Origin of the sequence: Streptomyces pilosus (genome assembly GCF_014649835.1) — a bacterium.
GTDB lineage: Bacteria > Actinomycetota > Actinomycetes > Streptomycetales > Streptomycetaceae > Streptomyces > Streptomyces pilosus.
This window is the reverse complement of record NZ_BMTU01000016.1, coordinates 48,201-60,617: the sequence shown is the minus strand read 5'-3', so window position 1 is coordinate 60,617 and position 12,417 is coordinate 48,201. Positions and strand designations below refer to the sequence as shown.

Genomic DNA, 12,417 nt, shown 5'->3' with positions numbered 1-12,417 from the left:
GGCGTCATCCTTCGCTCCGGTGGTCGGCGTCCGCTCGGGCGGTGCCCAGGGCGAGCAGGAGCGCACCGTCCGGACCGTCGTTCCGTGTCTCCCGGTTCGAGGCGGCCTCGTACGTCAGACAGCCGTCCGCGGGCAAGGGGTGGGCGCACCCGTCGAGCCGGAGGCGGACGCCCGGCGTGCCGGAGAGGGCGAGCAGGGTGGTCGACCGCTGCGGGGCACCCCCGGAGGTGGCGGCGTCGCTGCCGGCGGGCCACCACTCGAGGACCGCGGTCCCGTCCCGGGCCGCGCCGATCTCGGGAATCGCGGCGAGCACGTCCAGGGTGGCCGGAAAGTTCGCCTCGCTGCCGGTCGCGGGCCGCCCGTCCGTCCACAACGGCAGCGCGTGGGGGGCCGTACCGGGTGCGACGCGGTCGCGCCAGGCGGTCGCCTCGGCCGCCATCCGGGCTCGGGACGCCGCCAGCCGGCCGGCGAACCAGGGATCGGGCAGTACGGTCGCGGGCGCCGCGGTACGGGCGGGGATCGGATCGGCCGTGCCGGGCACGGCGGGGCCCGCGGTCGGGGCGGAACCCTGGCCCGGTGCGGGAGCCATCACCCGGCGCAGCCGTTCGGCCTCGGCAGCGCGCTGCGACTCGGTGGCGAGGAACAGGGCGTGATCGGCGAGGGACTTCTCCCGGGTCACCCGGTGACGCTGGTAGGTCTCGTCGAAGGGCGCCTTGTAGTCCTGGTAGTGGCGATGCTCCACGAACACCCCTGGCACCGGGTGGCAGCGCTCCAGGCGCAGGGCTATGTCGAAGACCCACCGTTCCACCTCCCACTGCTGGAAGACGGTCGGGGTGAAGTAGCCGAGGGTGTCGTACCAACTGCGGGTGACGATCGGGAAGTCGCGCCCCCCGTCGGTGTACTGGCCGTCGTCGAAGTACAGGCACAGCACGTCGTCGCCGTGCAGGGCGGCCAGCTGCGTCACCCGGTTGTCCAGGGTGGTGTCCCAGCCGTGGTCGACGTAGAGCTGGTCGTCGTTGGCCATCATCAGCAGATCGCCCCTGGCCCGCGCCGCGAGCGCGTTCCATGCCTGGGGTACGCCCTCGGGTGGACCCACGAGCAGACGGCACGCGCCCAGACCCGGCCAGATTTTCGCGGTGCGGGCGAACATCCGGCGGTACGCGGGCAGCGCGGGGTCGTCCTCGTCGACATAGACCATCACCTCGACCCGGCCGGGCTTGACGGCGGTGCGGTGGACGCTGCGCAGGAAGGAGCCCAGGTTACCGACGCGACCCCGGCTCGGGCACAGCAGGGACAGTGGGCGGTCGGGTCCGGCGTGCGGCACCGGACGGTGTGTCAGCCGGGACCAGTGGCGCCGTGGTTCGAGCCGCAGCCAGTAAGTGAGGTCGCGGCGCACGGCGAGTGTGGTGTTGACGGCGTCGAGGACCGGGCTGTGCCCTTCCCGGTCGCGCAGCAAGGCGGTCGCCAGGTCCTGGAGGCTCCTGTCACGCCGGCCCGGAAGGTGGCCGAGCAGGAGCCGGGCGAGCGTCCGCTCCGGGCGTGTGCGGTCGTGGTCAGACACCGGCTCGACTCCTCTCTCCCGCCACCCGCGTGGCGACCCAGTGGTAGGTCTCGCGGATGCCCTCCGCCAGCGGAACACCGGGAGTCCAGCCGAGCAGCTCGCCGCACAGGGTGTTGTCGGAGCTGCGGCCCAGCGGTCCCACCGGCTGGTGCGGCGCGAAGCTCATCGTGACCTCCTTGCCGGCGGCGTCCGCGATCAGCCGTACGGCGTCCGCGATGGTGACGCGTTCGTCCGAGCCGATGTTCACCGGCACCGTGACACCGGAGGCGGCGAGTCGCGTCAGGCCCTCCACGCAGTCGTCGACGTGACAGAAGGAGCGGGTCTGCGTGCCGTCGCCCCAGACCTCGATCGTCCCGGCGTTCCCGTCGATGGCGGCGACCTTCGCGCACAGCGCCATCAGTGCCTTCGCACGCGGGCCCGACCAGGCGGCACCAGGCCCGTACACGGTGTGCAGCCGTGCGACCTTGATGTCCATCCCGTAGGCGTCGCGGTAGGTCTCGCACAGCGTCTCGCCGGTGAGCTTCTCCCAGCCGTACGACATGTCGGGGTCCGCGGGGAAGACCTGGTCCTCCCGCAGGGCGGGGCTGTCCGGACGAGTCTGCAGGTAGCGAGGGTAGACGCAGGCCGAAGACGCGTAGACCAGCGTGGTGACGCCCGCGGCCCGGGCCGCCTCGACGGTCTGGGTGGTGATGAGCAGGTTGTCCCGGAGGATCTCCGCGGGAGCGTGGTGGGTCCACCCTATGCCGCCCATGTTGGCGGCGAGGGCGAACACCACGTCGGTTCCCTCGACGGCCCGCCTGCACTGCTCCGCGTCGCGCAGGTCGGCCTGGACGAACTCGTCGGCGACCGCGGGACGGCGGCCCGCGGCCCGCACCCGGTGACCGTCACGGCGCAGCCGTTCGACGAGTCGGCCGGCGATGAAGCCGGAGGCTCCGGTGACCAGAACCCGGGTCATGTCCCGCCCTCTCGTGCGTCGTGGTCCGCAGGACGCCGACGCGCCGCGCCGAGCAGGTCCCGTGCCTTGGCGCGGCGGGCGAGGACGGCCCGGTCGCGGGCGGCGGCGAGGCGGTCCGTCAGCGCGGCACGCACCCCGGCGGGAGCAGGGGCGGCCCCCGTGACCAGCAGCTGCGCACAGGCGCGCAGGTCCCCGACGATGTCCTCCGCCTGTGCGACGGAGACCTTCGCAGCATCGTGCCGCAGCCGTACGACCAGGCCCTTGTGCGTCGCCACCTCGACGACCAGGGGGTAACCCTCGTCGACGACGACGTCGACGTGGTCGACGACCAGTCCTGCGACCCTGGTGCCCGGCCCCAGCCAGGTGGGGAAGTTCTCGACCACGAGCAGGGAGTCGAACAGGCGGTCGTACCCCGACCGACGCAGCACCCGGCTCAGCGCGGTGCCCGAGAAGCGCCGGGACTCGGTCAGCCCGCTCTGCAGTGCCCGCAGCCACTCCTCCGCCGTCGCTCCCTCATCGGTCACCCGGGTGAGCAGGGTGTTGACGAACATTCCGACGCGTTCCCCGGCGCCGGGCAGGGCCGGGTCCCGACCGGACACCGTCAGTCCGAACAGAGCTTCGTCGGCGCCGGTCCGGGCGGCGGCCACCATGCCCCAGCAGGCGGTGACGACGGTGGCGACGGTCACACCGGTGCCGGCCGCGAACGTCTCCAGGGCGGTGACCAGGTCGGCCGGCCAGACATCGGTGACCACCGCACGGCCGTGGCCCTGCCGCTCCTGGGTGTCGTCCCGCTCCGGTACCAGCAGGGTCGGCCGCGCCCCGGCGAGCAGACCGCGCCAGTGGTCCTCCTCCTCGGCCGCCGGTGCCGGGGTGAGGGTCGTCCCGGGAGCGGGGGCGGACTGGACGAGCGGTGTGGCCGGGTCCCGGAGGGTGCCCGCGACGAGGCCCGCATAGTGCTCCAGGACGTCGCGCAGGACGATCTGCTGGGACCAGCCGTCCAGGATCAGGTGGTGGTGCGTCCACACCATGCGGTGCCGGTCCCCGGCCTCCCGGAACACGGCGACGCGGGACAGGGGCGGGCGTTCCAGATCAAAGCCGGCCGCGCGGTCGCGGCGCAGGTGTTCGGCGAGGGCGGCCTGTGCGTCGCGGCCGCGCCAGTCCTCCTCGGTCCAGGGCAGGATCGCCGTGGGGGCGATCCATCGGCGTGGCCCGTCCGGTCCGCTCAGCCTGAACGCGGTGCGCAGGGCGGGCTGCCGGGCGAGCACCGTCTCCCAGGCGCCGCGCAGCAGCGGCAGGTCGACCGCCCCGGTGACCAGGCAGTGGGCTTGGACCAGGTAGCCGTCCCGTTGCCGGCCCGATGCCAGCGAGTGGTAGAGGATGCCCTCCTGGAGAGGGGTGAGAGGCAGGTCGCCCACGGGTTCGGCGGCGACGGGTGCCGGCCGGGCCGGGGACGGGACGTCGCGGAGCCGGCCCTCGTCCAGGGCGAGTCCTGCGATGGTACGGGCCTCGAACAGGTCCCGCGCCGAGATGTCGAGACCGGCTTCGGCCGCGCGTGCGACGATGACGATGGCCAGCACCGAGTCGCCGCCCAGGGCGAAGTAGTCGTCCGTCATCCCGACGTGCGGTACGCCCAGCGCCTCGGCCCAGATGTCGGCCAGCACGGACTCGGCGGCATGGCGCGGCGGAATGTGGTGGCCGGCGTCGGGCTGCGTGCCGGGCACCTCGTCGGCGAGCCACAGGCCGAGCAGTTCCTCCTGCTCCGGGGTCAGCGCCGCGTCGTCGTGGCTCATGTCCGGCTCCGTCCGCCGCGCCGGGCGGCCCGCGCGGCAGCGAGCCGGCTGCGCACCTCGTCCGGACTCATCTGCCGTACGCGCTCCGCCAGTTCGTCGCGGCGCTGCTCGGGCGACGGCAGCATGGCGCGGTCCACCTTTCCGTTCGGCGTGTACGGCAGTTCCGGCAGCGGGACATACCGGTGCGGAACCAGGTACGCGGGCAGCCTAGCCGACAACCATTCCATGATCGAATACCCGTTCGTAACCTGATGATCCGTCACCGACACGGTGTAGGCCACAAGTTGGCGTCCCACGAGGGTGACGGCCGCGGCACGGATGCCGGGGTGGGCACGCAGGGCAGCCTCGATCTCACCGGGCTCCACCCGGTGGCCGGCGACCTTGATCTGATCGTCGAGGCGTCCGTGGAAGACGTGCAGCCCGTCATGGCGGCGGGAGACCACGTCGCCGGTGCGGTAGGCGCGGGCCCCGGAACGCAACGAGACGGGGTCGGGCACGAACGCCTCGGCGGTGGCGGCGGGCCGGCCCAGATAGCCGCGCGTCACCCCGCGACCGCCGACGTGGAGTTCACCCTCGGCGTGTGCGGAGGCAGGCAGCCCGGCGCGCATCACGGTCAGCGACGCGCCCGCCGCGGCGACGCCGATGGGCACGCGCGAGTCCGCCGACGCGTCGGCACAACGGTGCACGGCACAGCCGACGACCGTCTCAGTGGGTCCGTACTCATTGAAGACGGTGGCCGACGGAGCCACGCGGCGCCAGGCGTGCACGGTGCCGAGGGACAGTTGCTCGCCGCCCATCACGACGGCGCGCAGCGCCGGCGCGCCACGCGGGCCGATCTGCTCGGCCAGGGCGTCGGCGTGCGCGGGGGTGACCTTCAGCAGGGTGTGCGGACCGGCGCGCAGGGCACGGCCGGTGGCGGCCGGGTCGTCGGAGCGCAGCAGGTCGACGGCGCCACCGGTGGTGAGTGGGGCCAGCAGGGTGGTGACGGTGAGGTCGAAGGAGAGCGGGGAGTGCACCAGTGACCGGGTGCCGGCGTCGATGCCGTACTCCCGGACGGCCCAGCGTAAGTAACCCGCCAGGCCCCGGTGCGGTACGCCGATGCCCTTGGGGCGGCCCGTGGAGCCGGAGGTGAACATCACGGTGGCCAGGGCTTCCGGGTGTACGGAGGGCTCGTCGGCGCACCCGGCCGGCGCGTGGGCGTCGGTACGCAGTACGGCTACGTCGGCGGGCAGCCCTCCGACACGTTCGCCGGGTGCGGCGAGGTAGAGCCGCGCGCCGGCGTCGGCCAGGAGGTCCGCGACCCGCGCGGCGGGCCATCGGGGATCGACGGGCAGACAGGCCGCACCCGCCCGCAGAACGGCGAGCAAGGCGACGACGGTCTCCGGGCGCCGGACGCCGTGCAGGGCGACCACGTCCTCCGGGCCCACGCCCCGGACGCGCAGCGCGGAGGCGAGCCGGCTGGAGGCGGCCCACAGTCCCGCGTAGCTGAGCTGGTCCCGGTCGGCGCTCACGGCGGTGCGGTCCGGATGACGCCGGGCGGCGGCTTCGACTAGCCGGTGCACGGGCACGAACGCGGGCTCGTCGGGGGGTCCTTGCGGGGTGGGGAGAAGACCGGCGTCCCAGCGGGCCCGGGGGTCCGCGGCCAGCGCGGTGAGGGCGTCGGCGTAGGACTCGGCGAGGGCGGCGGTCTGCTCCTCGGAGAGTTCGCGGGGATCGTGTTCGAGCAGGATCCTGAGCCGGCCCGTGCCCGCCTCGACGTTGGCATGGGCGGTGAGCGGGACGTATGTCTGGTCCGGAGCCCGGACGCTGGCCGGATCGAGGGCCGCCTCGGCGGGCACCTGTTCGTAGAGGTGGAAGTGGGTGTAGACGAACATCGTGTCGAAGAGGCGGGCGGCGCCGTGCTCGCGTTCGAGCCGGGCCAGCGGATAGCGGCGGTGGGGGAGTATCTCGCGTTCAGCCGAGTGGGCGGCGCGCACCAGTTCCGCCCAGGTGCCGGACCTGACGGGCAGGCGCAGGGGCACGATGTTGTTGAAGAGCCCCACCACGCGGTCGCCGTCAGGGCCTTCGGGACGACCGTTGGTCTCCAGGCCAGTAATCACGTCCTCGGTGCCGGCGGTCACCCGGACCACCCTCAGGTGCGCGGCGAGCAGCACCGACTTGAGCGGGACTCCGAGCTCCCGGGCCACCGCGTGCAGTCGTTCGGCAACCCGGTCGTCCACGGGCAGCACCGAGCGCCGCACCCGAGCGGGGCCGGAGCGGGGCCCCGGTTCCCAGCGGGGCAGGCGGCAGGGGGCGGCACCGGCGAGGGTACGGGCCCAGAAGTCACGGTGCTCCGGCTCATCCAGGGCACGACGCTCAAGGGCGACGAAGTCCGCGTAGCCGAGCCGTGGCGCGGCTGCCCCGGGGGAACCGGGTCGGGCCGCCTCGCCGAGGACCTCGGTCACCACGGTGGCCGTGCACCAGCCGTCGAGGCCGAAGCTGCTGACCGTGAAGTGGTGGTGGTCGCCGAGGTCGTGTGCGGTGAACCGGATCAGCGGCCCGCGCGAGGTGTCGAAGGGCCGTCCACGCTCCTCCTCCAGCCAGGAAGCCAGGTCCGCTTCGGCCGCCGCCGGCGAGAGGCCGGTCAGGTCGCGCACGGTGAGGGGGCAATCCATGTGCGGATGGACGAGCTGGAGGGGTTCGGGGCGGGCGGCCGGATCGAAGGAGGAGCGGAGATAGCCGTGCCGGCGCATCAGCCGTCGGACCGCGGTGCGCAGGGCGTCGGCGTCCAAGGGACGGTTCACGGTCACCGTGGTCGTGTAGACCTCGTACCCCGGATGGTGTGCCTGCTGGAACAGCAGGGCGCGCTGCGCCATCGACAGTGGGTAGGCGTCCTCGACGTGGGCGGGGCGCGGCCCCGGGCACAGGGCGAAGGGCTCGGTCGCGGCCGGAGGGCGCCCGTCCGTCGTGGCGGCGTGCCGGGCGAGGGCGGCAACGGTCGGGTGGTCGTAGAGATCGCCGACCGAGAAGGCGATGCCCTCGCGTTGCGCGGTGCCCACGACCCGCAGCGCGGTGAGGGAGTCACCGCCGAGGACGAAGAAGTCGTCGTCAGCGCCAACCGCCTCCACGGACAGCACACGCTCCCACAGCGACGCGATACGGCGCTCCGGTTCCGTGCGCGGCGGGCGACCTGCGTCACCGGTGGGCGCCGGGCGGCTCGGAGTCAGGGGCAGCCTGGCTCGGTCGAGTTTGCCGGTGCCGTTCAGCGGCAGCGCTGCAAGGGCCTGCACCGCGCTGGGGACCAGGTAGGACGGCAGGGTCTCGCGAAGTGCGCGGCGCGCGGCCTCGGCGGTGCGTGCCGGATCGTCGTCCTCCGCGCCGGCGGTGGGGACGACATAGCCGAGGAGCTCACCGCCGTGCGCGATGACGGCGGCGTCCCGGACGAACGGCAGGGCGCGCAGGGCCTCGGTGACCTCGCCGAGGGTCACCCGGTTGCCGGAGATCTTCACCTGGTCGTCGGCACGGCCGTGGAACTCCAGGGCACCGTCGGGTCGCCACCGGGCGAGGTCTCCGGAGGCGTACAGTCTGGCGCCCGGTTCGTCGGCGTACGGGTCCGGGCGGAAGGCGCGGGCGGTGGCGGCCGGGGCGCCGAGGTAGCCCCGGGCAGGAGCGGTTCCGCCGATCCACAACAGTCCAACGGCCGGCGGCACGGCGGGCCGGCCCGAGGCGTCCAGCACCCTGATCACGGTGTTCGCGAGGGGCCTGCCGATGGGAACGGGGCCCCGCTCCCCCGGCTCCCGGCGCCAGGCGGTGACGTCGATCGACGCCTCAGTGGGTCCGTACAGGTTGTGGAGCCGCGCGGTGAGGCGGTCGTGCAGGCGGCGGGCGAGGCTCTCGGACAGGACCTCGCCGCTGCAGAGCACCTGGCGGAGCGACCGGGCGTTGCAGGGGCGGCGCTCGGGCGCGTGGGCATCGAGGAAGCCGGCTAGGACCGAGGGGACGAAATGCGTCGTGGTGACCTGGTGGCGGTCCATCAGGTCACGCAGCCGCACGGCGTCCCGGTGGGCCCCTGGCGGCGCGACGACCAAGGTGGCGCCGGTGGTGAGCGGCCACATCAGCTCCCACAGGGAGACGTCGAAGGTGACCGGCGTCTTGTGCAGGACGCGCTCGTCCGCGCGCGGGGTGAAGGCCTCGTCCATCCAGGCGACGCGGTTGGCGAGCCCACCGTGGGTGAGGACCACGCCCTTGGGCCGCCCGGTGGAGCCGGAGGTGTAGAGCACGCAGGCGGCGGCCTGAGGGTGGGCCGCGCCGAGCGGCTCGCGGCGCGGTCCGGCCGGAGCGGGCCCGCCGTCCGCCGGGTCGAGCGCGACGGGAGCCAGCGAGCGGGCGGCGGACCCGTGGTGGGCGAGCACGGCGCGGGCATCGCTGTCTTCGGCGATCAGAGCCCACCGGGCGGGCGGGTCGTCCGGGCCGACCGGGACGGGGACCGCGCCGGCGCGCCAAGTCGCCAGGTAGGCGACGGGCAGCCACACGTCACGGGGCAGCGCGATCAGGACCCGGTCCTCGGCACCGATGCCCCGGTCCCGCAGCCGGGCGGCGAGCGCGGCCGTGGCACGCTCCAGGGCGGCATAGCTGAGGGTGTGCGCGACGCCGGCCGCGTCCTCGGTGGTGACGGCGGCGGCGTCGGGCACCCGCGCGGACTGCCGGGCCACCCGCAGGTGCAGCGCGTCGGCCGGGGACCGGTCGCGCAGCGGCCCGTACTGCGCGCTGTGCAGCCGGTGGGCGGCCTGCGCCGGACCGAGGACCGGATGGCGCGTCAGGAGGTGTTCGGGACGGGCGGCGCACTCGCGCAGGAGTGTGGTGAAGCGTGCACCGAGAAGGTCCACGGTGGCGGCGTCGAACAGGTCGGTGTCGTACTCCCAGACACCGACGAGCTCGTTCCCGACCTCCGCCATGGACAGGACGAGGTCGAACTGTGCGCCACCGGTCTCCACCGGCACGGTGTGCAGCGTGTGCCCGTTCAGGCGGAGTGTACCCGGCACGTTCAGGGCCAGCGTGCGGAAGCCGTCGTCGGCGTCGCCCTGTTCGCGGTGCATCACGAACAGCGTGCGCACCAGCGGCGCATGCGCCGTGGAACGGGCGGGCCGCAGCGCCGCGACCAGGTCGGGGAACGGCACGGCGTGGTCCAAGGCCTCCAGGACCCCTGCGCGGGTGCGTGCGAGGAAGGTGGTGAAGTCGTCGCCGGGGGCGCGCCGGGAGCGGATGGGCAAGGTGTCGACCAGGTGTCCGACAAGGTCGGCCGTGGCGCCGTGCCGGCGGTCGGCGGCGAGCATGCCGGCGACGACGTCGTCCTGCCCGGTGCAGTCGTGCAGCAGGGCGAGGTGGGCGGCGAACAGCGCCTGGAAGAGGGTGGCGCCCTGGGCACGGGCCAGTGCGCGCAGGGCGGTGAGCGTGTCGCCGGGCAGCCGGAAGACGGTCCGGGCACCCCTGAAGGAGCGGTACGCGCCACGCGGCCGGTCGGGGGGCAGCACGGCGGCACGGTCGGTGGTGCCGAGGACGCCACGCCAGTGCGCCCACAGCCGGTCGCGGTCCGTCTCCAGGATGTGCCGCCGGGCCTCGGTGTACGCGGCGAAGTCCGTCTCGGAGCGGTGACTGCGAGGCACCGTGGTGGTGTCGGTGCCGTGTCGAGGGGCGAACAGCTCCCGCAGGATCGTGACCAATGACCAGTAGTCGGCGACGAGATGGTGGGCGTTGAGCAGCAGGACGCCGTCTCCGGGGCCCCGCCGGAACCAGGTGAACCGCACCGGCGGGGTGTCGTCGAGGGCGAACGGCGCGACGGCCGCTCTCCGGAGGGTCTGGGCGAAAGCGGCTTCGGACATCTCGGTCGCGTCCGTGCACACCAGGCGCGGCCCCGTGGGCAGCACCCGGTTGACGGGTTCGCCACCCCGGTCGGGGAAGCAGGTGCGGAGCAGGGCGTGACGGGCGACGACCCGGTCCACAGCAGCGGCCAGCCGGGTCTCGTCGAACGGTCCTTCGACGCGCAGCGCCCGGGCCAGGTGGTACGCGGTGTTGCCGGGTACCGCATGATGTTCGAACCACAGGGCGCGCTGTCCCGGGGAGAGCGGGAACTCCCGCGTTCCGGAGGCGAGAACGCCGTCGGCGGAGGGCGGAGTGCGTGCCCCGGCGTCGGGGGGCAGGGTCCGCAGAACACCCTCGGCGACGTCCGTGACCGACGCGTCGCCGAGGAGCGCGGCCGGCGGCAGCACCACGTCGTAGCGGTTCTCCAGGTCCTGGTGCAGTTGCAGGGCCGTCAGCGAGTCCATGCCCGCCGCGACCAGGGTGGCCGCAGGGTCGCCTGCCCCCGGAGCGACCCCGGCCGCTCCCAGGAGCGCACGGGACAGCAGGTGCCGCGCCCGCTCGCGCGTCACCGAGCGCAGGGTCGCCGGCGTCGGCCAGTCGGGGGCGGCCGACGCGTCCGGACGCAAGGAGCGGATGAACGTGGCCACCACGGGCAGCGCGCCATCGCCGTGGCGCTGCCGACACCACTGGCGGCGGACCTTTCCACTGGTCGTCTTGCGGACTGTTCCCCTGGGCACGAAGGCGATCTCGTCGATCTCCACGCCGTGCTCGGCGAGGACGGCGGCACGCACCGCGGCAGCCGCCTCGGCGGCGGCGTCGGAGTCCGCGCCCTCGCGGAACTCGCAGAGAAGCACCGCGAGTTCGCGGCCGCCCCGGTCCAATGAGAAGGCAGCGCTGCAGGAGGGCCGCAGCAGCGGGTGCGCGCGTTCGGCCGTCCACTCCACGTCCTGAGGATGGTGGTTGCGCCCACGCACGACGATCAGGTCCTTGTGCCGGCCGGTGACGTACAGCTCCCGGTCGACCAGCGCGCCCAGGTCGCCGGTGCGCAGATGACGAGGTCCGTCGGCCTCCAGCCGCGCGTTGAGCGTCTGCGACTCGTCGGGCCGGCGCCAGTACGCGCGTGCCACGCTGGGACTGTCCACCCAGATCTCGCCGACCTGCCCGTCGGCGCACGCGCGGCCGGTGGAGGTGGCGACGATACGGATGTCGGTGCCGGGCACCGCCCGGCCGCTGCTGACCAGCGGCACGGAGTCCGCACCCGGCGCGGCCGGGCGGACCGTGCCGGCGTCCAGCGCGACGGCGTCGGCGCGCAGGACGCGGGCCGGGGAGTCCTTGGGCGTGCCGCTCACGATCAGGGTCGCCTCGGCGAGGCCGAAGCAGGGGAAGGCCGCCTCGGCGCGCAGTCCGTTCCGCGCGAAGCGCCGCTCGAAACGGGCCAGGGTGTCCGCCCGCACCGGCTCGGCGCCGTTGTAGGCGACCCGCCAGCTGCTCAGCTCCAGCCCTTCGGCTTCCTCGGGGCGGATGCGCTCGGCGCACAGTTCGTACGCGAAGTTGGGGCCGCCGCTGGTGTGGGCGCGGTACCGGGAGATGGCACGCAGCCAGCGGGCGGGCTTGCGCAGGAACGCCTCGGGAGGCATGAGTACCCCGCAGGCGCCCAGGTACAGCGGCTGAAGGACGTTGGCGACCATGCCCATGTCGTGGAAGAGCGGCAGCCATCCCACGAAAGTCGACTCGGCGTCGTGCCCGCACGCCTCGGCGATCATCCGTTCGTTCGCCATGAGGTTGGCGTGTGTGATGACGACGCCGCGCGGCTCACGCGTGGAGCCGGAGGTGTACTGGAGGAATGCCGGGGCGTCGGCGCCGGGCCGGTGCGCGGGCACGGTGGCACCGCCGCCCGCCGCGCGGATGTCGAGGTGAGGCGGGCCGTCCGCGGGAGTGTCGGTCAGCACGACGGCCGGTTCGGCGTCGGCGACGAGCGACGCGAATCGCTCCCGCCCCGGACCCCGGCTCGGCACGTCGCAGGGGACGGCGACGACGCCCGCGTACAGGCACCCCAGGAAGCCCAGGACGTACTCCGGCCCGGAGGGGTAGGCGATCAGCGCGCGTGAGCCGGGAGGGCAGTGCTCCGACACCATGCCGGCGACGGCCGCGACCCGATCGCGCAGAGCCGCGAAGGTGAGCCGTTCGGTCTCGTTCTCCCCGTCGCCGAGGAAGACGTAGGCGGTGCGGTCGGGTGTGGCGTCGGCGTGCCGGAGGAGCGCGTCGATGATGTG

4 protein-coding genes are annotated in these 12,417 nt (G+C 74.0%); all 4 read right to left on the bottom strand.

Annotation, left to right across the window (positions count from 1 at the left end; translation table 11 throughout):
- Positions 1-4 precede the first annotated feature (4 nt).
- From IE118_RS29410 to IE118_RS29395, 4 genes are read right to left on the bottom strand one after another with little or no spacing between them, the layout of a single operon-like run.
- On the bottom strand, positions 5-1,561 hold the full coding sequence (locus IE118_RS29410) for a glycosyltransferase family 2 protein (protein WP_189561130.1): 1,557 nt from the start codon (positions 1,559-1,561) through the stop codon (positions 5-7).
- Complete coding sequence (locus tag IE118_RS29405; RefSeq protein ID WP_189561129.1) at positions 1,554-2,516, bottom strand: NAD-dependent epimerase/dehydratase family protein; 963 nt, start codon at positions 2,514-2,516, stop codon at positions 1,554-1,556. Before IE118_RS29405 ends, IE118_RS29410 begins: the two co-directional genes overlap by 8 nt.
- On the bottom strand, positions 2,513-4,306 hold the full coding sequence (locus IE118_RS29400; RefSeq protein WP_189561128.1) for a condensation domain-containing protein: 1,794 nt from the start codon (positions 4,304-4,306) through the stop codon (positions 2,513-2,515). The genes IE118_RS29405 and IE118_RS29400 overlap by 4 nt, the downstream gene beginning before the upstream one ends.
- Entirely contained in the window at positions 4,303-12,411 is an 8,109-nt protein-coding gene (locus IE118_RS29395) for a non-ribosomal peptide synthetase (protein ID WP_229846995.1), read from the bottom strand. Before IE118_RS29395 ends, IE118_RS29400 begins: the two co-directional genes overlap by 4 nt.
- Between the last annotated feature and the right edge of the window lie 6 nt (positions 12,412-12,417).